Origin of the sequence: Klebsiella sp. LTGPAF-6F (assembly GCF_001753185.1) — a bacterium.
GTDB classification, from domain to species: Bacteria; Pseudomonadota; Gammaproteobacteria; order Enterobacterales; family Enterobacteriaceae; genus Klebsiella; species Klebsiella michiganensis.
This window is the reverse complement of sequence record NZ_CP017450.1, coordinates 2,744,680-2,769,207: the sequence shown is the minus strand read 5'-3', so window position 1 is coordinate 2,769,207 and position 24,528 is coordinate 2,744,680. Positions and strand designations below refer to the sequence as shown.

Annotated in this window: 21 protein-coding genes and 1 pseudogene; 8 read left to right on the top strand and 14 right to left on the bottom strand. The window is 56.8% G+C overall.

What is annotated here, in order from left to right:
- The first annotated feature begins 74 nt into the window (after positions 1 to 74).
- On the top strand, positions 75 to 992 hold the full coding sequence (locus BJF97_RS12995) for a DMT family transporter (protein WP_014838242.1): 918 nt from the start codon (positions 75 to 77) through the stop codon (positions 990 to 992).
- Between the two features lie 135 nt (positions 993 to 1,127).
- Here the strand turns inward: BJF97_RS12995 and BJF97_RS12990 are convergent, their stop codons facing one another.
- The 4 genes from BJF97_RS12990 to BJF97_RS12975 form a co-directional block, all read right to left on the bottom strand.
- Positions 1,128 to 2,399: a Glu/Leu/Phe/Val family dehydrogenase gene (locus BJF97_RS12990; RefSeq protein WP_032692722.1), complete on the bottom strand. Its 1,272-nt coding sequence runs from the start codon at positions 2,397 to 2,399 to the stop codon at positions 1,128 to 1,130.
- A 240-nt stretch (positions 2,400 to 2,639) separates the two neighbouring features.
- Positions 2,640 to 3,989, bottom strand: coding sequence for an acetyl-CoA carboxylase biotin carboxylase subunit (accC, locus tag BJF97_RS12985; RefSeq protein WP_032692723.1), 1,350 nt, complete (start codon positions 3,987 to 3,989; stop codon positions 2,640 to 2,642).
- A gap of 10 nt (positions 3,990 to 3,999) precedes the next feature.
- Positions 4,000 to 4,464 carry an acetyl-CoA carboxylase biotin carboxyl carrier protein gene (gene accB, locus BJF97_RS12980; protein ID WP_032692724.1) on the bottom strand — a complete coding sequence of 155 codons (465 nt, stop codon included), beginning with the start codon at positions 4,462 to 4,464 and terminating at the stop codon, positions 4,000 to 4,002.
- A 432-nt stretch (positions 4,465 to 4,896) separates the two neighbouring features.
- Positions 4,897 to 5,613: a GntR family transcriptional regulator gene (locus BJF97_RS12975; RefSeq protein WP_014838238.1), complete on the bottom strand. Its 717-nt coding sequence runs from the start codon at positions 5,611 to 5,613 to the stop codon at positions 4,897 to 4,899.
- A gap of 118 nt (positions 5,614 to 5,731) precedes the next feature.
- Between BJF97_RS12975 and BJF97_RS12970 the strand changes: the two genes are divergently transcribed.
- Genes BJF97_RS12970 through BJF97_RS35100 form a run of 5 tightly spaced genes read left to right on the top strand, consistent with a single transcriptional unit; the run spans position 5,732 to position 10,661 of the window.
- Positions 5,732 to 6,526 carry an ABC transporter ATP-binding protein gene (locus tag BJF97_RS12970; protein ID WP_050595113.1) on the top strand — a complete coding sequence of 265 codons (795 nt, stop codon included), beginning with the start codon at positions 5,732 to 5,734 and terminating at the stop codon, positions 6,524 to 6,526.
- 20 nt (positions 6,527 to 6,546) lie between these two features.
- Entirely contained in the window at positions 6,547 to 7,542 is a 996-nt protein-coding gene (locus BJF97_RS12965; RefSeq protein ID WP_014229041.1) for an ABC transporter substrate-binding protein, read from the top strand.
- Entirely contained in the window at positions 7,539 to 8,285 is a 747-nt protein-coding gene (locus BJF97_RS12960; RefSeq protein ID WP_014229040.1) for an ABC transporter permease, read from the top strand. Before BJF97_RS12965 ends, BJF97_RS12960 begins: the two co-directional genes overlap by 4 nt.
- Before the next feature lie 13 nt (positions 8,286 to 8,298).
- Positions 8,299 to 9,324, top strand: a complete 1,026-nt coding sequence (locus BJF97_RS35105; protein WP_228706704.1) for a hypothetical protein — start codon at positions 8,299 to 8,301, stop codon at positions 9,322 to 9,324.
- Entirely contained in the window at positions 9,213 to 10,661 is a 1,449-nt protein-coding gene (locus tag BJF97_RS35100; protein ID WP_228706708.1) for a DUF3604 domain-containing protein, read from the top strand. Before BJF97_RS35105 ends, BJF97_RS35100 begins: the two co-directional genes overlap by 112 nt.
- A 329-nt stretch (positions 10,662 to 10,990) precedes the next feature.
- On the opposite strand, the gene BJF97_RS12950 is transcribed toward BJF97_RS35100, so the two are convergent.
- The 7 genes and pseudogenes from BJF97_RS12950 to BJF97_RS12920 all read right to left on the bottom strand — a co-directional run bounded on the left by BJF97_RS12950 (position 10,991) and on the right by BJF97_RS12920 (position 19,079).
- Positions 10,991 to 12,214, bottom strand: coding sequence for an acyl-CoA dehydrogenase family protein (locus BJF97_RS12950; protein WP_014229038.1), 1,224 nt, complete (start codon positions 12,212 to 12,214; stop codon positions 10,991 to 10,993).
- Positions 12,215 to 12,224: 10 nt separating this feature from the next.
- Positions 12,225 to 13,646: an MFS transporter gene (locus BJF97_RS12945; RefSeq protein ID WP_014229037.1), complete on the bottom strand. Its 1,422-nt coding sequence runs from the start codon at positions 13,644 to 13,646 to the stop codon at positions 12,225 to 12,227.
- 175 nt (positions 13,647 to 13,821) lie between these two features.
- The gene (locus BJF97_RS12940) at positions 13,822 to 14,700 is read right to left on the bottom strand and encodes a MetQ/NlpA family ABC transporter substrate-binding protein (RefSeq protein WP_014229036.1); all 879 of its coding nucleotides are present in this window, start codon (positions 14,698 to 14,700) and stop codon (positions 13,822 to 13,824) included.
- Positions 14,697 to 15,395, bottom strand: a complete 699-nt coding sequence (locus BJF97_RS12935; protein ID WP_014229035.1) for a methionine ABC transporter permease — start codon at positions 15,393 to 15,395, stop codon at positions 14,697 to 14,699. Before BJF97_RS12935 ends, BJF97_RS12940 begins: the two co-directional genes overlap by 4 nt.
- Complete coding sequence (locus tag BJF97_RS12930) at positions 15,392 to 16,411, bottom strand: methionine ABC transporter ATP-binding protein (protein WP_014229034.1); 1,020 nt, start codon at positions 16,409 to 16,411, stop codon at positions 15,392 to 15,394. The genes BJF97_RS12935 and BJF97_RS12930 overlap by 4 nt, the downstream gene beginning before the upstream one ends.
- Positions 16,408 to 16,893 (bottom strand): annotated as a pseudogene (locus BJF97_RS12925) (coenzyme F420-dependent N5 N10-methylene tetrahydromethanopterin reductase-like protein); the annotation flags it as partial. The pseudogene BJF97_RS12925 and the gene BJF97_RS12930, both read right to left, overlap by 4 nt.
- A gap of 569 nt (positions 16,894 to 17,462) precedes the next feature.
- On the bottom strand, positions 17,463 to 19,079 hold the full coding sequence (locus BJF97_RS12920) for a peptide ABC transporter substrate-binding protein (protein WP_009653393.1): 1,617 nt from the start codon (positions 19,077 to 19,079) through the stop codon (positions 17,463 to 17,465).
- A 189-nt stretch (positions 19,080 to 19,268) separates the two neighbouring features.
- On the opposite strand from BJF97_RS12920, the gene mpaA reads away from it, so the two are divergent.
- Positions 19,269 to 19,982 (top strand): murein tripeptide amidase MpaA, encoded by a 714-nt coding sequence (gene mpaA / locus BJF97_RS12915; RefSeq protein WP_025106996.1) that lies wholly within the window; start codon positions 19,269 to 19,271, stop codon positions 19,980 to 19,982.
- On the opposite strand, the gene ycjG is transcribed toward mpaA, so the two are convergent.
- Entirely contained in the window at positions 19,973 to 20,938 is a 966-nt protein-coding gene (gene ycjG / locus BJF97_RS12910; RefSeq protein ID WP_032692726.1) for an L-Ala-D/L-Glu epimerase, read from the bottom strand. The two genes, mpaA and ycjG, sit on opposite strands and share 10 nt — an antisense overlap.
- 101 nt (positions 20,939 to 21,039) lie before the next feature.
- Between ycjG and tpx the strand changes: the two genes are divergently transcribed.
- Positions 21,040 to 21,546, top strand: coding sequence for a thiol peroxidase (gene tpx, locus BJF97_RS12905; RefSeq protein ID WP_004850226.1), 507 nt, complete (start codon positions 21,040 to 21,042; stop codon positions 21,544 to 21,546).
- A gap of 45 nt (positions 21,547 to 21,591) precedes the next feature.
- Here the strand turns inward: tpx and BJF97_RS12900 are convergent, their stop codons facing one another.
- Together BJF97_RS12900 and tyrR are read right to left on the bottom strand one after the other, a co-directional pair.
- Positions 21,592 to 22,647, bottom strand: a complete 1,056-nt coding sequence (locus tag BJF97_RS12900; protein ID WP_032692727.1) for an AbrB family transcriptional regulator — start codon at positions 22,645 to 22,647, stop codon at positions 21,592 to 21,594.
- Between the two features lie 116 nt (positions 22,648 to 22,763).
- Positions 22,764 to 24,305, bottom strand: a complete 1,542-nt coding sequence (tyrR, locus tag BJF97_RS12895) for a transcriptional regulator TyrR (RefSeq protein WP_004850219.1) — start codon at positions 24,303 to 24,305, stop codon at positions 22,764 to 22,766.
- Between the last annotated feature and the right edge of the window lie 223 nt (positions 24,306 to 24,528).

The following is a 24,528-nucleotide window of genomic DNA, read 5'->3' as shown; positions in this document are numbered from 1 at the left end:
ATCAGCGCACTTTCCCGACGTTCTAAGGTTGGGTTTCATCCACATCTGTACGTTGTCAAATCAAAGGTAAGATAATGAATGCCAAACTCGGGATGTTGCTGAAAATAATGTCAGCACTGTGCGCGACATTAATGCTGGCCTGCGTCAAAGGGCTCAACGGCGCCATCCCCACCGGAGAAGTGATTTTTTTCCGTTCATTTGTCGCATTATTCCCGCTGCTACTGTGGCTAAAGCTGCAGGGCAACGTCATGAAAAGCCTCAAAACCCGCAATATTTTCGGCCATTTTATTCGCGGTTTTTCCGGGACCGGTGGCATGTATTTTAACTACCTGGCGCTGGTCTATATTTCGCTGGCTGATGCCACCGCCATCAGCTATGCCGCTCCGCTCTTTACCGTGCTGATGGCGGCACTCCTGCTGAAAGAAAATGTCCGTTTTTCCCGCTGGCTGGCGGTAGTTGTTGGCTTTAGCGGCATCGTCATTATGCTGTCGTCAAACCTGACGCTGGGCCACGCTTTGCGCTCATCGGGGCTTACTCTTGACGGCGCAGCCTTAGGGGCGGTGTTCGCGCTGCTGGCGGCAGTCTGTTCGGCAACCTCCAGTGTACAAATTCGCTTTTTAAATGGTATCGAGACGCCAGGCGCCATCGTCTTCTATTTTTCATTAATGACGACGCTAATTGGCCTGTCGTCTGCGCTATTTGGCTGGTCACGTCCAACAGGCTGGCAGTGGGCGCTGCTATTTGGCTGTGGTTTTTTTGGCGGTGTGGCACAAATTCTGGTGACACTCAGCCTGCGCTATGCCGATGCATCGCTGCTGGCACCGTTTGATTACACCACGCTGGTGTGGTCGATGGTGATTGGCTATCTGTTTCTCGACAGTCTGCCCGGACACGCCACACTGATTGGGGCCGCTATCGTTGCTGTCGCCGGGATCTTCACTATCTGGTGCGATAGGCGTCAGCGCAAAGGGCAAATCATGCGTTCCTCATAATCCTGAACCGCCATTCATGAATATCCCCGGTGGCGCCTCGCTTATCGGGGCTCCAACCGTGCAGGCAAGTAGCCCGGATAAAGCGTTCGCGCCGTCATCCGGGAGCATTCCATGGCGGCGCGAACCGATCGAATATTACGGATATAATCCTCTGTCTTTACGCGCCAACAGGATACGTTCGCAGGCCACGGCATAAGCGGCGGTACGCAGGGTTATATTCAGTGTCTGCGCTTTATTCCACACGGTTTCCAGCGCACTTTGCATAATGGTATCCAGCCGTTTGTCGATCTCCTCTTCACTCCAGAAAAAGCTGGAAAAATCCTGTACCCATTCGAAGTAGCTGACGGTGACGCCACCCGCGTTGGCGATAACATCCGGTACGACCACCACGCCCCGCGCCTGCAAAATATCATCGGCTTCCGGCAGTGTCGGGCCATTAGCCCCTTCCAGCACCAGCTTGCAGGATAAAGCGGCAGCGCGTTCTGCGGTAATTTGCCCTTCCAGCGCCGCCGGGATCAGTATGTCGTGATCCCGCGTCCAGAACGTTTCATCCGCCACAGTATCAGCGCCAGGAAAACCGAGGATCTTGCCATGCGCCTTTTGCCAGGCAATCAGCGCCGGTATATCAATGCCGTCTGGGTGATAGAGCGTGCAGAACTGATCCTGTACCGCGACAACACGTGCGCCGTGCTGATGGAACAGCCCGGCGCTGACGCTGCCAACGTTGCCAAAGCCCTGCACCGCCACACGGCTTTGCGCCACGTCGATACCCAGCGCCTGCGCCGCCTGGCAGCCCGTCACATACACGCCGCGTCCGGTTGCTTTAACGCGCCCCAGCGAACCGCCCAGATGGACCGGTTTACCGGTGACCACGCCCGTGGAGGGCTTGCCAACGTTCATCGACCAGGTATCCATCATCCACGCCATGATTTGCGCATTGGTACCGACATCCGGTGCCGGAATATCCTGCTGTGGCCCGATAAAAATACCGATTTCGCTGGTATAGCGCCGGGTCAGGCGCTCCAGTTCTTTATGTGACAGCGTAACGGGGTCGACGCGCACGCCGCCTTTCGCGCCGCCGAAGGGCAAATTCAGCGCCGCGCATTTGACGGTCATCCAGGCGGAGAGCGCCATCACCTCTTCCAGAGTGACATCAGGATGAAAACGCACCCCGCCCTTGCCCGGCCCGCGCGATAAATTGTGCTGGACCCGATAGCCCTCGAAATGGCGTACGCTGCCGTCATCCATTTCCAGCGGAATATCGACGATTAACGCGCGGCGCGGATGACGCAGGGTATCGGCCCAGTGGCTCAGCTCCCCCAACAAGGGCAGGACACGTTCCACTTGCGCCAGATAGATGGACCACGCCGAGTGACGCGCACCGGACACATAAGACAGTTCAGACAAAACACACCTCCGTAAGTCACAGAATAGAAACCGTTTTAACCGACTTCAGGTTACTCCTGGCGAAGGGGTGTAGCTTTTACAAGATTGCTATAACGTCATACGGGAAATTTATTACCAGGAAAATTAAAAGCAGTTCAACTCACCGTGATTGCGAATAAGTCCAGCAGTAAAAACTGGAAATATGAAGGGAATGAACAATTCCCTCTCCATGCAGGAGAGGGAGAAGCTTGCGGGAAGGAATTATTTCTCGTGCAAGCCAAGTTTCTTTTCCAGATAGTGGATATTGGTGCCACCGTTCTGGAAATTTTCGTCGTTCATGATGCGGGTCTGCAACTCCACGTTGGTTTTGATACCGTCGATAATCAGCTCCTGCAACGCATTCTTCATGCGCGCAATCGCCACGTCGCGGCTCTCACCGTAGCAGATCAGTTTGCCGATCATGGAATCGTAATACGGCGGCACGGTATAGCCGGCGTAAATGTGCGATTCCCAGCGAACGCCAAAACCACCCGGTGCGTGGAAGCGCGTGATTTTACCCGGGCTCGGCAGGAAGGTGTTCGAATCTTCGGCGTTGATACGACATTCCACCGCATGGCCCCTGACCACCACTTTATCCTGCTTGATAGACAGTGGCTGACCGGCTGCAATACACAGTTGCTCTTTGATCAGGTCAACACCGGTGATCATCTCGGTTACCGGGTGTTCTACCTGAATACGGGTGTTCATTTCAATAAAGTAGAACTCGCCGTTTTCGAACAGGAACTCGAAAGTACCCGCCCCGCGATAGCCGATATCCACACAGGCTTTCGAGCAACGCTCGCCGATATAGCGACGCAATTCCAGGGTGATACCCGGCGCCGGTGCTTCTTCCACCACTTTCTGGTGGCGGCGCTGCATGGAGCAGTCGCGCTCGGCCAGATAGATGGCGTTACCCTGGCCGTCTGCCAGCACCTGGATCTCGATGTGACGGGGATTTTCCAGGTATTTCTCCATGTACACCATGTCGTTGTTGAAAGCGGCTTTCGCTTCCGCACGGGTCATGGTGATGGAGTGCGCCAGGTCGGCATCTTTATGCACGACGCGCATGCCGCGACCGCCGCCGCCGCCGGAGGCTTTGATAATCACCGGGTAACCGATGCGTTTGGCATGTGCGCGGTTCACGTCAATATCATCGCCAAGCGGACCGTCAGAGCCCGGAACGGTCGGCACGCCGGCTTTCTTCATGGCGGTAATCGCGGACACTTTGTCGCCCATCAGGCGAATAGTGTCGGCCTTCGGGCCGATAAAGATAAAGCCCGAGCGTTCAACCTGTTCGGCAAAGTTGGCGTTCTCAGAAAGAAAGCCGTAGCCCGGGTGGATCGCCACGGCGCCGGTGATTTCGGCAGCAGAGATGATCGCCGGGATGTTAAGATAGCTTTTCACGGACGGTGCCGGACCGATAGAGACCGTTTCGTCCGCCAGCAGTACGTGTTTTAAATCGCGATCCGCGGTGGAGTGCACGGCGACGGTCCTGATGCCCAGTTCCTGACAGGCACGAAGAATACGCAGTGCGATCTCGCCGCGGTTAGCGATAACAATTTTATCCAGCATGTGCGCCTCATTACTCGATGACGACCAGCGGCTCGTCAAATTCAACCGGTTGACCACTTTCCACCAGAATGGCTTTCACCACGCCTGCTTTATCCGCTTCGATCTGGTTCATCATTTTCATGGCTTCAACGATGCACAGGGTGTCGCCCGCGTTAACTTTCTGCCCCATTTCGATGAAGGCTTTCACGTCCGGGCTCGGGGTGCGGTAGAAAGTACCAACCATTGGGGAACGTACGATGTGGCCACTGATTTCCGCTGCGGCAGCCGGTGCTTCCGTAGCGGTTACGGCTGGTACGACAGCGGCTACCGAAGGCTGGGCTATCGGCGCAGCATAAGCCTGCTGCATCATTGGGTAGCCGACATTCGGCGCGGTGCGGCTGATGCGAACAGACTCTTCGCCTTCAGAAATTTCCAGTTCGGAGATGCCTGACGCTTCGACCAGTTCGATCAATTTTGTGATTTTATCAATATCCATAGGTGTCTCTGTGCTGAATATCGCGCAAGGGCAACGATGTTAATACGCTGTGTATAGAAGAGGTTATAGCAAAGCGCAGCGATAAACAGGACATACAGAGATCAGGTGGTGTCATAACAAAACACGAAGTATCAGGGAGTGCCCTGTTGACTCGCATGTGGGCCTGACAAGAAACATGCCTTCACTTTCCGGGGGGACGTTCCTGAAACCAAATTCTTAAACGCGTATGCTGAATCCATGTATCCCCCTGTCAGCGCTCATTCAATAGTAGCTACGATGATTTACGAAGAAGATTAAGGGTTAATGACATTCACCGCATATACTGATAACAGAATGATGAACATCATCCAGATCGCGAGGTTCATGACCGGATCGCCAATACTCTGAATACCCAGTCAAATTAAATCACCGGTGAGAATCAGCCCCCCTACTTCAGCTGTTGCTCAAAATAAACTCGTAGCGTTCCGGACGAATGAAAAAGCGAGAGTTCTCAGCGCACTGCCCGTTTTCAAACCAGGATGTTCGCTCCAGTAAAAATAGCGGCGCGTTTTTATCGGTTCCCAGCACGTCAACGAGTCCCTTATCCGCGAAGGCCAGCCGGATGGCAATATCGGAGCGACTGATGTGATGTTGCGTGGCTTTTTCTAACAGGACCCAGGTCGGTTCCTTCTCGGTCTCTTCCCAGCTCAGCTCATGAGGAAATGCAGGGAAATGACTGTAACCCACCGCAATGGGATCATTATCCACCAGATGCAGCCGTGAAATAAACGTCAGCGTCCGGGACATTTGAAACAGCGATTGCAGCGACTCTGGCGTTGGCACCTCCTCTTTGACCAGCAAACGCATTGTGGCATTCAGCCCCTGCTGCTTTAGCGACTCATGAAAGCTACGCATGACGTTGATGCCATGTGCAACCTTCTTGCCCGATATGTAGGTTCCCTTTCCCTGCTTGCGCTCGACAATCCCCTGCTCTGTCAGATGCTTCAGCGCGAGCCGTACCGTCACCCTGCTGACCGCAAAGCGCTGTTCAAGCGCAGCTTCAGAGGGCAGTTTTCCGCCAGGTTGAAAATGTCCGGCGGCAATTTCCTGCCGCAGGGTATCGGCAATCTGCCGGTAGAGCGATGTGATGTTTTCACGCACCAGTGTCATTCAGGTTCCGTCTCTCGTATTCCGTTCGGATCTAGTTTAGTCAGAAGCGATCTTAGATCAACTTGTATTAATACGTATTATAACCACATCTCATTATTTCTTATACGTGACGCTCAGCATGACCAATTCTCAACCATACGCACTGGCGGTAGACAATATCACTTTTCGCTATCCCGGCGGCGCGTCGGTATTCAGCCATTTCAGTTTTCATGCCCGCCAGGGAGAGTTTGTGGTGTTGCTGGGCCCCTCGGGGTGCGGTAAGAGCACGTTACTCAATCTGCTGGCCGGTTTCACAGAACCAGAGCGGGGAGCCGTGCGGATTGGCGGTGAGCGTACCACGCCGGAAAACCATCGGCTTGGCTATGTTTTTCAGCAGCCACAGCTCTTTGGCTGGCTGACCGCGCTGGAGAATGTCCGGTTCGGATTGCGGATGCAAAGGCGCGAGGACGTGGCCTCTCAGCGCCGACGCGCTATGACATATCTGCAACGTGTGGGCCTGGTACATGCCGCACATCAGTTGCCGCACCAGATGTCCGGGGGCATGCAGCAGCGCGTGTCACTGGCTCGCGCGCTGGCGCTGGAGCCGGATGTTCTGTTAATGGACGAACCATTTGCTGCGCTCGATGCCATCACCCGTGGGGACATGAACGAGGAGACACTACGTCTCTGGTCCGCCATTGGGCAGACAACGGTCTTCATCACCCACGATATTGAAGAGGCTGTGTTTCTTGCTGACCGCGTCATCGTTCTGAATCGTGCACCCGGTGGCGTACACAGCGAATTGTCTATCGCCTTACCGCGCCCGCGAAGCAATCTGGAGACGCGACAGCTTCCGGCTTTTGCCATGTACCGTAATGAATTACTGAAGCGCATTACCGATGTGATGCAGCAGTCCGACAACCACTCACTCTAACAAAACGGAACATCAATCAAATGGGTAAATCATTTCTTGCTGTGCTGATATCAGGGGTTTTATTCAATGCTGCTGACGCTGCGGATTCCCAGCCGCTGCGTATTGGCTGGGTCTATGCGCTGGCCAACGCGCCTGCACTTATCGCCGAGAAAGAGGGTTTTTATCAGCAGGAAGGGCTGACCGTCGAGCTTAAATCCTTTGGTGATGGTCCCGTCATCAGTCAGGCGCTGGCGGCGCATGAACTTGATGCAGCCTATATGGGTGCGACACCGGTATTCCAGTGGTTTTCGCGCGGGCTCAAGGGGCAAATTATCGCTAAGGTGAACAGCGGACAGGCCGCGCTGATCGTTCCCGCACAGAGTGCTATTTCCCGGTTGGCTGACCTAAAAGGCAAACGCATCGCTGGCGTCAAAAAAGGGAGCGGAATGGATGTTCTGCTGCGCGGTGTGGTGCTGCAACAGCAGGCAGGTCTGGTTGCTGACAAAGATGCTCAGATCCTGAGTATGCCCGCCGGTAACATGCCCGCTGCGCTGCAGCAGGGCGTTGTGGATGCAGCCTTCACCTGGGAGCCCTTTGTCAGCGAAGCACTGCTGCGCGGCGACGCCAGACTGCTGCTCGATGTAAACAAAGTCCAACCGGGTTATCCGTGGTATGTACTGATGGCGTTACCGGAGACCCTGAAGGACCGCCCGGACGATGTAGTGAAGCTTATCCGTGCGCATCAGAAAGCAGTGGATTTTATCAATCAGCATCCTGCAGAAGCCGATCGGATCATGGCCGATGCGTTTAAGCTGCGGGCCATTAAAACCGCTGACGGTAAAACGCTGCCGCCGGAGGCGCTGGTTCAGGAAGCCCGTAAACGTATTGAGTGGTCTGTGTCACTGACGAAGAAAGATGGCGCCTTTTTTGAGCAGCTGATGAAGGACTCACAGACGCTGGGCTACATGCAAAAGGCGCCAGAGCTGAATGAATTTGTTGATACGCAGTGGCTGACAAAAGCAGGGATAACGCAGTGAAGTTCAAACCAAACTGGGGCTGGGCTTCCCTGCCCGCGTTACTCATGGTCTGGGTTATCGTTGCGAGTCACTATCCCTCTTATGTGTTGCCGCAACCCTGGGACGTATGGCGGGAAGCCATACGCTGGTTCAGTGATGGTTCCATCTGGGGTCAGCTACAGGCCAGCCTGCTGGAAGAATTCACCGGCTTTTTGACTGCCGTGCTGCTGGCACTGATTCTTGGCGTCAGCGCCGGACTTTCCGATCGCGTCAGGGAGTTCCTTACGCCACTGAACAGCCTGTTTATGGCTATCCCGCCCATCGCATGGGCACCGCTGATGCTGCTGATCTTCGGCCTGGGATTCGTTTCCATCGTGGTGGTGATTGTCATCGCTGCGCTGTTCCCGATGTGTCTGGCCATTCAGGAGGGGATCCGCGGCATCCGTGGCGGTGAAGTGCGTGCAGCACGCACGCTGGGAGCTCGACCGTTTCAACTGCTTCTTCATGTCTATCTGCCCAGTTCCCTGCCATTTATCACCGCCGCACTGCGCATCGGATTCAGCCAGGCATGGCGTGCGCTGGTGGCAGCGGAAATGCTCGGCGCCTCTCAGGGCATAGGCTGGATGGTTGCCATGGGCGGACAGACGGGTAACAGCAGTCAGGTACTACTGGGAATTTGCCTTATCGGGCTTATCGCCTGGTTAATGGAAAATCTTGTTTTTCGCCGCATTGAACAGCGCTATCAGCGCTGGCGCGCCCAATAATTGTGAGGTTAATGTGAGTCAGTTCGATATCCGTGATGCAGGCGATTACATCGCTCCGAAGGGCTTGTATGAGCAGAATAAAGCCCGGCCGTTTCTGGGCAGTGTGGCCTGCTCGCATACTCAGTTGACTGCCGGTGCGTGGGAAGAGATCCAACTGGTATATACCGTGGGCGCCAGCGGGCTTGCTGACGGCGCATGGCTGAAGCTCGCCTTTAAATTTTACTCGGACTGGGCGCTGTTTCAGACCAGCGATCCCTCGGCAGCCAACTATGTCAGCGCCGAGTATCAGGCAGGCCCGCTAGTGCCAGGACAGAGCCCTGCCACGGTCCAGCATTTGAAGGTGCGTTTTGATCAGAAGGGGCACGAGCGTCCGTTCCAGAAAGCCATTCTGATCGACATTATTGATGGCTACATCAATCCGGGAGACAAAATCATTATCCGCCTGGGCGATCGGCGCCATGGCGGGGGCGGTACGCGTGTACAGAGTTTCGTTGAGAAAGCTTTCCGCTTCCGCCTGTTTGTTGATCCGCTGGGGAGCTCAAAATTTGCTGAGGTACCCGGCGATACGCTGCTGGATATCGTGCCCGGTGAGCCCGCTTCTCTTGCCGCGATCGCGCCAAGGTTGCTGACACCTGAAACGCCTTTCTCCGTTATCGTCCGGCTGGATGACCGCTGGGGGAATACCTGCCGGAGCCTGCCGCTGGCAGGACGCCTGACGCTGACCTCATCGGGAGGTGAAACAGAGCATCATGATTTCCGGCTGGCCGAAGAGGGCTGGGCGATTGCGCGTATCAGCGATTTGCATCTCTGCGCAGGAGAATGGTCGTTCAGCGCCGCACTGGGCACGCTGCCCTTGCTGGAAGGCAAAGGATGGATAACGGTGGAGGAAACCCCACAGGTCTGCGCCCGCTCTATGCCGATCTTCATGTGCATTCTGATGACACGGTTGGTACCAACGACACGCTGTATAACCTCAGCTACGGGCGTGATGTCGCCGGTCTCGATATTCTTGGCTATACCGCCAACGATTTTAACGTGACTGAAGCGCGCTGGAAGCAGGCGGTAAAGCTGATTAATGCGCTGAACCAGCCAGACAGTTTTGTCTGCTATTCCGGTACCGAGTGGTGCGGTAATACCTGCGCCGGTGGCGATCATAATGTGGTGTTCCTTGAAGATGATGAACCTCAGTTCCCGTTTGATAATCAGGGGCGGCTGGTGCGTTCATTCGAGTGGAATGAGTTCACTGCCGGAACCATCAAACCGGGTGCATGGCCACTTGATGAACTTTATGCGGCCTACGCACGCGAACCGCACAAACATCTGTTAATCCCGCATGTTGGCGGGCGTCGCTGCAACCTGGACTGGCATCACCCGGAGCTGGAGCGCTTGATAGAAGTCGGTTCCGCCTGGGGGCAGTTTCACTGGGTCTATGCCGAGGCGCTCGAACGGGGCTATCGTCTGGGCGCGACCGCCAACAGCGATGAACATCAGGGGCGATGTGGTGGTGGCGTGCCTGCGACAGCCGTCTTCGGATCCCGTGGAGGCCTGACTGGCGTACTTGCTGAACAATTCGACAGAAAAGGTGTGGCTGCAGCGCTTCGTGCCCGCCACACCTATGCCACAACAGGTGAACGAAGCTATGCCGAGTTGCGTGCGGGCGATGCGCTGATGGGAGATGTAGCGGAATTCAGTTCAGCAGATGTACTGCGTTATCGTCTGTTAGGCGATGCGGGCTGGGAAGCGGTAACGCTTTACGATGGAGAAAGAGAGGTATGGCATCGCGATTTGCACGCGGAATTTGGGCGCTCTAAATATCAGTTCCGGGTGCGTCTGGGGGGTGCACGCATTAAGGACCGCTATCGGGGTGCTTACTGGACGGGACATATTGAGGTCACAGGGACACCAATCAATGCGTTTTCCCTCTCGGGCGCAGATCACCCGGAGCAGACCGTCTGGCGTAAAAGTCATACACAGATTGGCTTGCGGACCGACACCAATGGTGACAGCGACACAGTTACTGTCAGTACCGGTGGGCTGGCCGGAGCAAAAATACACGTTCATCTGGACATCAGTAGCTATATCAAAGTGGGCGATCCGCTTTTGCCACAACCACATGCCTGGGCGCCGGTTTTTGAAACGGATATTGATGGTCAAACGCTTCTGATTGCAGGCAAAGAGACTTTTACGCTTCCAGGCACCGAACTTCAGGTAGATATTGAACTGGTTACCGAACAGCCGCTTCCACGTGATATCAGCGGCGAAATTCCACTTTCTGAACTTATCCTGTCAGAAAAACGGGAACATCCGTTCTTCATCAGTGCCAGGCAAAAGGACCAGTCCCGGATTTGGACCTCAGCCATCTTCTTAACACGTTAAAGAGTGGCATGCGGCAATTTCTTGCCGCATTTTCGGTAGCTATTTGTTGTTTAAGAGTCAGACCGTATTGCAATATCTGCGAAAAGGTCGCCGTCCTGCACCAGCGTCTCCAGCGCACCGCTGCCCTGATGTCGTTTTCCCTTACGTACAATGTTGATGAAGGAAGTGTAGCCCCGTTACTTTATCCGTACCCAATATACTGGGGTGTTAGCCAGCCAAACCCGGCATGATTACTGCCCCCAGTCGTCCATGATCCGGGGGATGCTCCCTCGCTCAATCGTGATGGGAGTGCCAACGATCCTTACGGAGAGGCTCCTTCGCCGTGTTTCTCAGCCCTGCGATTTCTCGCCGTCGCCAATCTGCCAGATAAATGTTGGCGCTTCGCCGTTAACCAACCAGTTACCGATATTTCGCGCCTTATAAATCACCGGATTGTGCGATGCCACGGTGCGCGCGTTGCGCCAGTGCCGATCCAGGGCCTTACTCACTCGCGTATCCGACGCGCCGAGGGCGTTGAACAGCTCGGTGGCCGCACGCGGGATCCAGTCGCTGGCAATCACCTGCGCCTGCGCCGCTTCGACTTCAGCCAGGCGATTGCGCTGTTCAATGAGCGCTTCGTCGCCGCTGGCATGCGCAAGGTAGGCCTGATGCAACGATTCCGCCGCCTGCAATACCGCCGCCCGCGTCGCCCAACTCCAGCTACTGATTTGTCCCACAACCTGGAGTACCTGCGCATCGTCGCGCGGCACGGCGGCATTGCCGTGGCTGTACATCCGGGTCCGCTTTTTCACGCCTTCGGCGACGTCACGCTCAACTGCCAGGCCAATTCCCGCCAGCGTCGCCAGCAGGATATGCTGATAAAACGCGGTCTGATAACGAAAGCGCTGCGCAAAGTCGTAGACGTGATCCTGCTCCACCTGCGCCTGTTTGAAGCGGGTCGTGCCGCTGCCGGTCAGACGCTGACCGAAGCCGTCCCAGTCATCCTCGCGTTCAACGCCGGCCTGGCTCGTGCTGACCAGCGCAATCACATCGCCCTGGTTGTCGCTGCGCCGGGCGAAAACATCTATCCAGTCGGCAAACAGCGTACCTGTGCTATAGAATTTCTCACCGTCCAGCCGCCAGCCGCCTTCAACGGGCGTTACGCGGGTGAAAACCTCCCCCAGCCTGACCGCGCCGATTTCGGTCCAGCCGCTGCCCACCAGCTCGCCGTCGAGGAAGCGACGGAACCAGCGATCGCGCGCCGGCGAGTCAGGTTGATTGAGGCGGTCTTCAACGAAGGCGAAATGCGCCCGCAGCGCCTGCGGCAGGTTGGAGTCGGCGTGAGCCAGCTCAATAAGCAGCGCAATTAATTGCGGCAACGACGCGCCCCAGCCGCCCTTTTCCCGCGGAATGCGTACCGTGCCAAATCCGGCCTCTTTCAGCCAGCGGATCTGCTCATCGGGCAGGATGCGGTTTTGTTCGCGCGCCGCCGCCCCCTGCGCGATACGAGCAAAAATCGGTCGGAAGGTCGCCGCCAGCTGTTCATAGTCGGTGCCGGTAGAGAGTAAAGTCATTTTCTGTTCCTCAATGGTGGCTGTCGTCAATGTCATATTGGGTAGGCTCATGGCGTACCGCGAGCAGGAAGAAAATTGGGATAATGGCGGCCAGCGATACGACCCAGAACATTTGCGTACCGAGCGATGCCTGCAGCAGCGGCAGCACAAACAGCGCCAGCGCGCTGCCAATACCGGAAAGCGCGCGGCTGAAGCCGACCCCGGTGGCGCGAATCGCGGTTGGGTATGAAAGCGCCGGATAGATCATCAACTGCGCGCCGGGACCAAAGCCCTCGGCAAACAGCCACAGCCCCAGCATCGCAATCGCCAGCGCTACACCCAGCGCGGCCTGCGGCTGCCCCACCAGCGCGAGGACGATCAGGGCGATAAACTGCAGTGCGAACCCGGCGATCGCGACGTGTCGCGACGGGTATTTCCATGCCAGGTGCATCCCCAGCAGCCCTCCGGTAAAGGCGAACAGCGCATTGAGTCCCAGCGAAGCGGAGATGGTTTCGAACACGCCAGCGCCAAGGAATTGGGCGAGAATGGACGGCAGGAAAAAGGCGATCGCCGTATACTCAAATGAGATACAGACGTTCATCACTCCGGCGACAATAGTGCGTTCGCGGTACGGTTTTGCAAATAGCACGCGAAAGCTCACTTTAGGCGGTGGAGCAGGACGTTCTGGCGGTGCTTCGTGAGCGTTGATCCCGTAAGAGTCGCGCAGAATACGCACAGCCGAGGTCAAATCGCCCTGGTTGGCCGCCCATAACGGCGATTCATTCATGAATTTGCTGCGCACGGCAATAATCAGCAGCGCCGGAACCGCGCCGAACAGCAGCGATGCGCGCCACAGCCAGTCCAGATGTTCTTTTGGCAACAGGAAATAGAGCCCAAAGATGATTAAAAAACAGACCGTCGAGGCGGCGTACCACATCGGACACCAGGCCGCGAGCCGCGCGGCCTTATTACCCTTCCCGCTAAAGCGGGAAAACTCGGCCAGATAAGACATGGCGACCGGGAGATCGATCCCGACGCCAATCCCCATCAGAAACCGAGCGCCGATTAATACCCAGACATTCGGCGCCAGTCCCGCCGCAATCGCCGATACCACAAAAAATAGCATATCGGCCATAAACACCGAATAACGGCCATATTTATCCGTCAGCCAGCCGCCGATTAAATTACCGATAATCGTGCCGACCATTATTGACGAGGTGACAATGCCGGTTAAAAACGGCGAGAGCTGGAATTCCCGCACCACATCATCAATACCGTAAGAGAGCGTGGTTAAATCATAAGCGTCGAGGAATACACCGCCGAGCGCGAGGAATACAATCATCCGCGCATATTTACTCTGCTCCCTGCCGGAATTAATTAATCGCGCCACATCCCCGACGCTACTCACCGGCGCCGAAACGGCGCCAGCATTATCAACAGACAGAGTACTCATATTATTTACCTTATATAATTGTGCAGGTGACTCTGGTTATAAGCCGGGCTTTAGCATATTAAAAACAATAAATAATCATATAATTATCAATATATTCAATAAGTTAATAAATAATAACGCCAGTAACCGGGCGAGCAAACGCCCGTCCGGTTATTATCGTTTCATCAATGATGCCTTAGTTTGCTGAGACCGGAACCAGTACGTCTTTGACCAGCGGATCGTCAGTGGTCTTTAACCACGTCTGAATACGCGGATCGGAAAAAGCCTGTTTTAATTTAACAATATTCTCCTGCGATAAATACGGTGTACCGATGACTAACTGCGAGGCAAACGTTTTAGGCGCAGGCGGGAATAATATGCCTTTTTCCCGCGGGACTTTTCCGGCATCAAATTGTGAAACATAACCAATAGCGGCATCCACCGAATTCAGCGCACGCGGCATGGTTAATAAATCCAGCTCTTTAAAATTGAACTTGTGCGGGTTGCCGACAATATTTTTCAGTTTCGCCGTGCGCGGCTCAACCGCCGGATCGAGTGAGATTAACCCTATCCTTTGCAGCAACCATAATGCCTGCCCCTGGTTAGCGCCATCATCCGGCACGACGAGGGTCGCCCCGACGGGCAAATCCTGTACCGATTTATAGCGGTCGGAATAGATCCCGAAGGCCCACTGAAAAACCGGTACGGTCGTCGAAAGCGCAAAACCGTTGGCGTCCACCACCTGCTTAAGCCACCACTGATGTTGATAGATAGTGCCGGCATACTGCCCCTCCGCCACGGCTCTGTCCGCCTGTACCGGATCCTGTACGCCCACCGCCTCCAGCTTCAGGCCATAATCGGGCGCAATATGCTGACTGATGTACTCAATAATTCGCTGCTCGCCCGCCATCGCCGGTTCGTAGTGAATTTTTAACGTCGTACCGAAAACGACCTGCGGCGCCTGCGCGTATCCGCGCCACCACCAGAACGCGACGGCCAGCGCCGCGATCGCTGCCAGCGCCGCCAGCCATGGCCAGCGGCGGGCTTTACGGAGTTCAAACTGTTCTGTTGTCATGAAGAAATCCCCTGAGTGTGGCGAAGCTTATTGACCAGACGGTCGCCAAAGAATTGAATGATCTGAATCGTGGCGATCAGCACGACAATGGTGGCGATCATGATGTGATTGTCGAAACGCTGATAGCCGTACACGACCGCCAGATAGCCGATCCCACCCGCACCGATAGTGCCGGCAATCGCCGAATATTCGATCATCGACACCAGGTTAAGCGTGACCGCCGCCACCAGCGCAGGCAGCGCCTCGCTGAGCTGCGCGTGGCGGATTATCTGCCAGCGCGAACCGCCGCACACCAGCCCCACCGCGGTAACCTCCGCCGGGAGTTCGCGCAGGGCGTTTTCCACCAGACGGCCAAAAAATGGCACGCCAGCGGCAATCATCGGTACCACCGCGGCAGGGATGCCGATAGTGGTGCCCGTAAGCCAGAACGTAAACGGGATAATCGCCGCCATTAACACCAGAAAGGGCAGAGAGCGCCCCATGTTGACGCCCCAGTTAAGCACCTGGTAAAGCGCGGGACGCGGAAATAATCCTCGCGGCGAGGCGTTGAATAACACCACGCCCACCACGCCGCCAAGGGTCACCACAAACAGCATCACAATGGCAACCATCAGCCAGGTTTCACCATAAGCAGGCAGCAGCAATGTGTGGATTTCATGCCACGGCGTATCCTGGCTTATCACTGTCGGTTTCATACCGCCTCCTGTAGCTCGGGGGCATGAGCAAGGATTTCCGCCGCAATGCCCAGCTGCGCTAAAAGCGCGATCGTTCGATCCGCTGACAGTCGTTGTCCCTGAAATCGGACGCCGACCTGTAAACGCCCCGCCAGTTGACCGTTGATCACTTCCACATGGCCGCCTAGCAAATCTATCTGTAGCGCATGCTGGTGGCTCAGACGGCTGATCCAGTCAGTCGCCACCGGCACATCCCAGCGATAACTCAGGCGCAGCAGCAGATCGCTGTTAACAGCGATGGGCGACAGCGGCAATAGCTGCTGACCAAGCAGGGAATCCGGACGGGCCAGCAGCTCTTTCACCTGCCCGTACTGGACTATCGCGCCATCGCGGATTTCCGCCACCGCATCCGCCGCGGAGCGTACCGCATCCATTTCATGAGTAATCAGGACTATCGCCAGCCGGTACTCATCACGTAGCTGTCGGAGCAAACCCAGCACCGTGGCGGTCGCCTGGGGATCCAGCCCAGACGTGGCCTCGTCCGCCAGCAGTACCGACGGACGTAATGCCAGCGCGCGAGCGATACCAATGCGCTGACGCTGTCCGCCGGAAAGCTGGGACGGATAGGCCTCCGCTTTGTGACTCAGCCCTACGCTCTCCAGTAGTTCACCGACCCGCGCCTTAATGTCGCGTTCCACCACGCCCAGATACTCCAGCGGCACCGCGATGTTTTGCCACGCCGTTTTGCGATTCAGCAGCGCTGAGGATTGAAAAACGGTGCCGATCGCGCGCCGTTCACGCCGCAGCGCCTCCCCTGACAGTAATGACAAATCTTTGCCGTTAACCTTGATACTGCCGCTATCGGGGCGTTCCAGCAGGCTGATGCAGCGCGCCAGGGTCGATTTCCCCGCGCCGCTCGGCCCTACCACCGCGGTAATGGAGCTGGCGGGCACCCTGAGCGATAATCCCTTCAGAACCTCGCTGACGCGGCCATCCGCCGTGCGGTAGCGTTTATGCAGATTATCGATATCAATCATGCCGCCGTCTCCTTCGCCCCGACATCGTTTCGCACGCCGCGACGGTAGTCTGCCCCCGGATGCGGCGCGGTCAGGCGCGGCCCGGCGCCGAACAGTTTTTCACGCAGCGTGCCTTCCCGGTAATCCTGCTTAAAGACGCCGCGTGTTTGCAGCTCTGGTATTAATAGCTCCACCACGTCGCGGAAGGTTTCATGCGTCACGGCGTAGGCCAGATTGAAGCCATCGACATCGGTTTCCTCGACCCAGGATTGCAGTTCATCGGCCACCGTTTCCGCACTGCCGACGAGCAGCGGGCCAAAGCCGCCGATGCCCACCCAGTCCGCCAGCGCTTCCACCGTCCATTGACGATTCGGGTCGGCGGTGGAAAACGCCTCAACCGCCGACTGGATGGCGTTGGTATGCAGGTATTTCAGCACCTGGTCCGGCCGATACTGACCGAAGTCAATACCGGTCCAGCCGGAGATCAGCGCCAGCGTTGCCTGCCGATAGTCGCCCGGCCATTCCTCGCTTTCTCCGCTAAGGTTGCTCTGCGAGAGCAACCTACGGCGAGAGAACGCCAATATGTTGATATTTTCGTCAGCTTTCTGCGTCATTATCCATTTCCTATATAACCATATTCGATATTTATCGAAGAGTTATTTTAATTTTGTTATATGGGTGTTAGCGATAATCATGCCAAAGGCTGCGCATTATTTAATTCATGTTAATCAATGGCTTTAATAAATTGGCTTGCGCAAGAGCTGTTGCGAATGCGCCAACTGATGCACACCGCCTGTTGTATTAGCAACAGCCGGGCAAGGCGTGCCTCTGGTTGCTGGTGCCAGTACTATTACGTTGCGACGCCTGCAACGCGCGCGAGCTAAAGTTGTTCACTGAGTTGACGGGCTCTGCTTTAATCCCGAACGAATAACAGCATCGGAAAGTGGGAATTTGGAGCTGAAACGACCTGGGTGAAGATACTCGGAATGCGAAAGGAGAAACTGGCGCTGTAAACCGCGCCAGTTATGGGTTTAGCGATGGTTGTCTGATGTTAGCAGGAGGTCAGTACGCATCAGTGCTTCACGATATACATTGTGCGGCTATAGGCCACGTCCTCCGGATTGGCTATCGGATACCCTTTCAGCCACGGTTTAATCAGACGCCCGTTGGTGTACTGATAAATCGGCGCGATGGGCGCTTTCGCCATAATGATTTTTTCCGCCGCGTTGTAATCGTCATTGCGCGCCTTTTCCGATGTTTCCAGCGCCGCCTGGGTCAGAATTTTGTCGTAGGCCGGATCGTTGAAACGGGAGATATTACCGCTGTGGGTCGAGGTGAGCAGCGACAGGAACGTCGACGGCTCGTTGTAGTCCCCGACCCATGAGGCGCGAATCACATCGAAGTTGCCGGTATTGCGGCTGTCGATATAAGTTTTCCACTCCTGATTTTGCAGCTTCACGTCGACGCCCAGATTTTTCTTCCACATGGAAGCCACCGCAATCGCGATTTTCTGGTGGTTCTCCGAGGTGTTGTACAGCAGCGTCAGCTTCAGCGGACGGTTCGGACCGTAGCCCGCCGCCTGCAGCAGCGCTTTGGCCTGGGCATTCAGCTCGGCCTGGCTCATGCTCTCGATTTGCGTCGGCTGCGGGGTAAAGCCTGCGGTCACGTCCGGGGTAAAGCGCCAGGCCGGTTTTTCGCCGGTACCCAGAATTTTCTCCGCCATCAGACGGCGATCGATAGTCATGCTGAGCGCCAGGCGGACGCGCTCATCGGCGGTTGGCCCTTTCTGCGTGTTAAACGCGTAATAATAAGTGCCCAGCTGCGGCGGGGTATAGACCTGCCCCGGAATATCCTTCAGCAGCTTCTGGTACAGATTTTTCGGGAACGACTCGGTGATATCGATATCGCCGGCCAGATAGCGTTTGGTGGCCGCCGATTCCTGGTTAATGGGCGTAAATGTGACCTGCTGGATCACCGTTTTGCCGTTATCCCAGTAGTGCGTATTGGGAACCACCACCAGCTTTTCATTCACCACGCGATCTTTTAAGACATACGCGCCGTTGCCAATCAGGCTTCCCGGACGCGTCCAGTTGTCGCCGCTCTCCACGTTAGCCTTCTGCACCGGATAGAAAGCAAAGCTCGCCGTCAGATTGCTGAACCACGGCAGCGGTTTATCCAGCTGCACGCGCAAGGTACGCGCGTCCACGGCGGTGACGCCGAGGGTATCCGGCGCGGCTTTACCATCAATAATATTTTGCGCATTGGCGATTCCGGCCAGCGCAGCAAACCAGGCAAACGGGGAGGTGGTTTTAGGATCAACCAGCCGCCGCCAGCTATAGACGAAATCCTCCGCCGTTACCGGCGTTCCGTCGGACCAGCGGGCGTTATCGCGCAGGGTAAATGTCCAGACGCGATTATCATTGCTCTGCCAGCGAGTCGCCACGCCTGGGATCAGATTGCCTTTCTCGTCCTGATTGACTAAACCTTCAAAAAGATCGCGGATAACCTGAATTTCAGGCAGACCGACGGCTTTGGCGGGATCTAAGGAGGCGGGTTCATCTTTAATGTGCCGCACCAGCACCTGTTTTTCGGCTAATACGGTGCCCGGCGGGACATCGGCCGCCCAGGCAAGAGAAGAGACGCTGGCTAACCACAGCGCGCCGCATGTCAATGTGACAGGATACTTCATAAGATCCCCTTTAAAATAAAAAAACCAGAGCTGGCAGTGCGATAATTATTTGTTTCATCACCTGAAATTGCAAACGGCTTGTGAAAGAAAGTTGACATATATGCTGATTTCGTCCTCGCTGGAAACTATTTGATTCCGGGACGGTTTTACACAACACTGCTGAAAAATAACCTGACAACAGGATGCCCTATGCCCGTTTCTCGTCCTCGCCCTCAGCGCGGTGATTTTCCGCCCGGCACACAACGCTATGGCCAGTCTCACCTCGGCGCACCGCTGCTGTGGTTCCCTGCACCGCTGGCCGATAGCCGCAGCGGCCTGATCCTTGCCGGTACCCACGGCGATGAAAACGCATCGATTGTCACCCTCTCCTGCGCGCTACGTACGCTCAAACCCGAGCTGCGCCGCCATCATGTCGTGCTGGCGGTCAACCCGGACGGTTGCCAGCTGGGGCTGCGCGCCAACGCGCGCGGCATCGACCTGAACCGGAATTTTCCGGCGGCAAACTGGAAAGAAGGCGAAACGGTCTATCGCTGGAACAGCGCGGCGGAACAGCGCGATGTGGTTCTGCTCACCGGCGAAAAACCTGGTTCAGAACCGGAAACCCAGGCGCTGTGCCAGCTGATCCACCAGATCCATCCCGCGTGGGTGGTCTCGTTTCACGATCCGCTGGCCTGTATTGAAGACCCCGGCCACAGCGCGCTGGGGCTGTGGCTTGCCGGGGCGTTCAGCCTGCCGCTGGTGGGCAGCGTCGGCTATGAAACGCCCGGCTCCTTCGGCAGCTGGTGCGCGGATATCGGCCTGCCCTGCATCACCGCCGAATTCCCGCCGATATCCGCCGACGAGGCGACGGATAAATACCTTCAGGCGATGACGGACCTACTGCACTGGCATCCTCAAAGATGAAGCACGCCGGTGCTAAAATGCAGCGCCGGCTCAACGTCCACCGCCAGCCAGGTCGGGCCATCGAGGTCAGCAAAACGGGCCAGCGGCGCCAGCGGCAGCGCCGCGCTGATGGCTCTTGAGGTACACAGCATGCAGCCCAGCATCCGCGCAAATCCCAGGCGCTCCGCCTCCTCAGCCAATAGCAGCGCTTCGGTCAGACCGCCGGTCTTATCCAGTTTGATATTGACCATCTCATAGCGGCCGCGCAGCGCCGCCAGGCTGTCGCGCGTATGACAGCTCTCATCGGCGCAAATGGGCAGCGGGTGGATAAAATTCTCCAGCGCTTCATCGGCCCCAGCCGGAAGCGGCTGTTCCAGCATCGCCACGCCGATATCCGCCAGCAGCTGACAGCGCTCGGCCAGGCCATCGCTGCGCCAGGCTTCGTTGGCATCCACGATGAGCGTTGCCTGCGGAACCGCTTCACGAATGGCAATCAATCGCTCGCTAATCAGATGATCGTCGAGCTTCACTTTTAGCAACGTGGCCCCTTTTTCCCACAGCGCCGCCGCGCTCGCCGCCATCTGGTCCGGCGTGCCGATAACCACCGTTTGCGCCGTAACCACCCGGTTGGGCAGCGTCACGTCCAACAGCTGCGCGATGCTCTTACCCGCGCTGCGCGCCTGACAGTCCCAGAGCGCGCAGTCCACGGCGTTACGCGCGGCCCCGGGGGGCAGCAGGTGCTGAATCTGCTCACGAGAGACGCCGCGTTCAATCTGTTCGCCAATCGCCATAATCTGCGCCATCACCGAGGCTATACTCTCTCCGTAACGAGGATAGGGCGTGCACTCACCTGTCCCCTTGACGCCATTCTCTTCAATCTCCACCACCACGACTTTTGCCTCGCTGCGGCTGCCGCGGGCGATCACAAACGGAGTATGTAACGGCCAGGCTTCTTCATAGACTCGCAGATTTCGCATTCCCTGAACCTCGCAGGTAAGTATTAAAAGGATTTGCCGTGCTGATGACGGATGTCATACACTAGCCGCGACGTTAACTATATGTAAACAGGAAGATAACCATGTCACAAACCGTGCATTTCCAGGGCAACCCCGTTTCTGTTCAAGGCACCATTCCGCAGGCAGGCGCTAAAGCGCAGCCGTTTACGCTGGTGGCCAAAGATCTCTCTGACGTCGCGCTGAGCCAGTTCGCCGGCTCCCGTAAAGTGCTGAACATTTTCCCAAGCATCGATACCGGCGTTTGCGCGGCATCGGTACGTAAATTTAACCAGCTGGCGTCTGAACTGGACAACACCGTCGTGCTGTGCATTTCCGCTGACCTGCCGTTCGCGCAGTCTCGCTTCTGCGGCGCTGAAGGCCTGAACAACGTTGTCACTCTGTCTACCCTGCGCGGCGCGCAGTTCCTGGCCGACTACGGCGTCGCTATCTCCGCGGGCCCGCTGGCCGGTCTGGCGGCGCGTGCTGTGGTCGTCATTGATGAAAATGACCAGGTTGTTTACAGCCAGCTGGTGAATGAAATCACCGAAGAGCCGGACTACGACGCAGCCCTGGCCGCGCTGAAAGCGTAATATCCTCGCTGAGTTACGTAAGCCCTCGTTAAACGGGGGCTTTTTTTATTGCCGCGCCGCATAGCGGGAGATGAAGCGCGCAATCGCCGGGCCGGTCAATAAGATGGTGAACAGGCGCAGCGTCTGCATTGCCATAATAAACGACATATCCGCCCGCGTACCGGCGGCGATAATCGCCACCGTGTCCAGTCCGCCCGGACTGGTTGCCAGATAGGCGGTCATAAAGTCCAGCGGCAAAACCTGCGTCAGCCCATAAGCCATCAGCGCGCACAGCAGGATCAGGCCGATAATCGATGCCAGGATCTGCGGCAGGGTTTTCAGCGCCAGCAGGAAAATCTGTTTATTAAACTTTAGACCAACGCTCCAGCCGACGGCGGCATAGGCCAGCGCCAGCAGCCATTCGGGAAGTTCGAGCAGCAGCCAGCCTTCTCCCTGCACCAGCGCGCCAATCAGCATCGGGAAGAGCATCGCCCCGGAAGGAAAGCGCAGCCGCAGCCCAAGCCACCCCGCCGCCGCCGTCAACAGCAGCGTAAGCGGCAGCTGCCGGCTGATCGGCGGAAACCAGGCGACCTGCTGAGTCATCTCCTGCGCTTCACCGCCGAGCGCGACGCGCACCACCAGCGCCGCGGCGCCGGCAACAAACAGCACCCGCAGATACTGCATCAGCGCGACCAGCCGGACATCGGCGCCGTACTCCTGGGCCATAATCACCATCGCCGAGGCGCCGCCCGGCGAACTCCCCCACGCCCCGGTGGCGCCGGGCAGATCGCTGTAGCGCACCAGCAGCCATCCCGCCAGCGCGCTGATAGCGAGCGTGGAAAAGAGAATCAGCAGCACCAGCGCCCAGTTTGCCAGCAGAACGCCGAAAATGGAGGGCGTCAGGCTGCGGGCAATCATGCAGCCGATAATCGCCTGGGCGGCAATAAAAAAGGGACGGGGTACGCGAATTTCCGCACCGCGCAGGCTCAGGCTGATGCCGGCAATCATCGGCCCCAGCAGCAGCGCGGCGGGAAGGTGAAACCAGAACAGCACAAAAGAGATCGCGCTGGAGAGCGCCAGCAGTTTCATCCATTGAAAAAAATGACTACGCCAGATCCACATGCGTATGCCTGCCATAAAGAGGGTAAAAACGCAGTATATACCGATTCATTTGACGCCAGCCCCCCTCCCTTTTCTGGAAATGCCGGCCGGCGGCGCAGGCAGTCGGCCGACGGGCATTACTCATCGCCCTTTTTCTGGCTCAGGCCATATTCACGCAGCTTGTTGGCGATGGCGGTATGCGAGACGCCAAGACGCTTGGCCAGCTTACGCGTGCTGGGGAAGCTGCGATAAAGCTGGGTGAGCACCGAGCGTTCGAAACGACGGGTAATATCATCCAGCGAGCCTTCCATCGCTTCTTCGCCTACCGCCAGCGAGGAGACGTCGTGATCCGGCAGCAGAATATCCTGAGGGCGCAGCTCGAAACCGTCCAGCTGCGTCAGCGCGCGATAGATCGCATTTTTGAGCTGGCGCACGTTGCCCGGCCAGCTGTAGCGCATCAAAACGCTGTTCAAATCAGCGGAGAGTTTCGGCCGCGGGATGCCCTGCTCATCGGCAAAACGCGCCACGAACAGCTCGGTCAGCGGCATGATGTCCTGCGGGCAATCGCGCAGCGGCGGCAGATACAGGGTCAGGACGTTAAGACGATAGTAGAGGTCCTCGCGGAACAGCCCTTTTTGCACCAGCTCCACCAGGTTTTTCTGGGTAGCGCAGATCACCCGGACATCAACGTGGACTTCATGATCTTCACCAACGCGGCGGAAAGTTCCATCGTTAAGGAAGCGCAGCAGCTTGGTCTGCATGCGCGGCGACATTTCGCCAATTTCATCCAGCAAAACCGAGCCGCCGTTAGCCTGCTCGAAGAAGCCTTTCTTGCCCTGAACGGCGTCGCCGAACAGCTCGCTCTCCACAGCGTCTTCCGGGATGGAGCCGCAGTTCAGCGCCAGATAAGGTTTCCCCGCGCGCGGGCTGGCCAGATGGCAGGCGTGGGCCAGCAAATCTTTCCCTGTACCGGTATCACCGACGATCAGCAGCGGCGCGCTGAGCATGGCCAGCTTACGGGCCTGCTCGACAACGTGGCGCATTTTCGGCCCAACGGCGAGGATCTGGCTAAAGGCGCTGGTGTCCTGAATGGTCATCGTTTGCAGCTGGCGCCCCATACGGACCGTCGAACGCAGCATCGCTACCGCGCCGGTCAGTACCTTCTCGCCGTGTTCGCCTTCGAGATAAACCGGAGTGATCTCCAGCAGGAAGTTCTGCCCGTTGACCACCACGTGCTCGGCGTGGGACTCCTGCGGACTGTTTTCCAGCCAGCGCTGGACGTTAAAATCGGTAATCAGCTGCGCGACCGGGTGGCTGCGCAGCTTCTCCTGACTCTGGCCAAACAGCTGGCAGCTGGCCGGGTTAGCCAGTTCGACTTTTCCTTTGGTGTCGAGAGACAGCACCGGCTCAGGCATCGCCACCAGCAGCGCGCTGAGCGCCAGATGTTCGCGCTCTGACGGCATCCACGCCACGGTGCGCACGTCGGTGACGCCGGCGATACGACGAATTTCCGCCATCAGGCTGCTGAAGCTGGCGAAATCCAGCTCGGCGAAGTTGAGATAAATTCGGCCAATAGGGTCAATATCGATGCCCCGCAGGTCGATACCGCGCAGCACCAGTAAATCGAGCAATTCACGAGTCAGACCAAGACGGTCTTCACAAAAGACTTCAAGACGCATAGGCGTTTTCACCCTAAAGAGGCCAATAACCGATGAATAATAGGACAGTTATTTGCTGGCGTGAAGATAGCTGTCAACAATTATTGACAGTATGGCGGAAAAATGGCCTTTCTGCCGTAAAGTTATGCGCTCAGAGGAAAAATGACGATGAGATAAGCGGCTATCATCGCTTCTGCTTTTCTCCCCGGCTTGCGCTGCGCGTAGCCGGGCTACAGGTTACAGC

Excerpts from the sequence above, each read along its gene's own strand:
- BJF97_RS12995 (WP_014838242.1), top strand. The coding sequence starts at position 75 with ATGAATGCCAAACTCGGGATGTTGCTGAAAATAATGTCAGCACTGTGC.
- accC (WP_032692723.1), bottom strand. The coding sequence starts at position 3,989 with ATGCTGGATAAAATTGTTATCGCTAACCGCGGCGAGATCGCACTGCGT.
- accB (WP_032692724.1), bottom strand. The coding sequence starts at position 4,464 with ATGGATATTGATAAAATCACAAAATTGATCGAACTGGTCGAAGCGTCA.
- BJF97_RS12975 (WP_014838238.1), bottom strand. The coding sequence starts at position 5,613 with ATGACACTGGTGCGTGAAAACATCACATCGCTCTACCGGCAGATTGCC.
- BJF97_RS12970 (WP_050595113.1), top strand. The coding sequence starts at position 5,732 with ATGACCAATTCTCAACCATACGCACTGGCGGTAGACAATATCACTTTT.
- BJF97_RS12965 (WP_014229041.1), top strand. The coding sequence starts at position 6,547 with ATGGGTAAATCATTTCTTGCTGTGCTGATATCAGGGGTTTTATTCAAT.
- BJF97_RS12950 (WP_014229038.1), bottom strand. The coding sequence starts at position 12,214 with ATGACTTTACTCTCTACCGGCACCGACTATGAACAGCTGGCGGCGACC.
- BJF97_RS12945 (WP_014229037.1), bottom strand. The coding sequence starts at position 13,646 with ATGAGTACTCTGTCTGTTGATAATGCTGGCGCCGTTTCGGCGCCGGTG.
- BJF97_RS12940 (WP_014229036.1), bottom strand. The coding sequence starts at position 14,700 with ATGACAACAGAACAGTTTGAACTCCGTAAAGCCCGCCGCTGGCCATGG.
- BJF97_RS12935 (WP_014229035.1), bottom strand. The coding sequence starts at position 15,395 with ATGAAACCGACAGTGATAAGCCAGGATACGCCGTGGCATGAAATCCAC.
- BJF97_RS12930 (WP_014229034.1), bottom strand. The coding sequence starts at position 16,411 with ATGATTGATATCGATAATCTGCATAAACGCTACCGCACGGCGGATGGC.
- BJF97_RS12920 (WP_009653393.1), bottom strand. The coding sequence starts at position 19,079 with ATGAAGTATCCTGTCACATTGACATGCGGCGCGCTGTGGTTAGCCAGC.
- mpaA (WP_025106996.1), top strand. The coding sequence starts at position 19,269 with ATGCCCGTTTCTCGTCCTCGCCCTCAGCGCGGTGATTTTCCGCCCGGC.
- ycjG (WP_032692726.1), bottom strand. The coding sequence starts at position 20,938 with ATGCGAAATCTGCGAGTCTATGAAGAAGCCTGGCCGTTACATACTCCG.
- tpx (WP_004850226.1), top strand. The coding sequence starts at position 21,040 with ATGTCACAAACCGTGCATTTCCAGGGCAACCCCGTTTCTGTTCAAGGC.
- BJF97_RS12900 (WP_032692727.1), bottom strand. The coding sequence starts at position 22,647 with ATGTGGATCTGGCGTAGTCATTTTTTTCAATGGATGAAACTGCTGGCG.
- tyrR (WP_004850219.1), bottom strand. The coding sequence starts at position 24,305 with ATGCGTCTTGAAGTCTTTTGTGAAGACCGTCTTGGTCTGACTCGTGAA.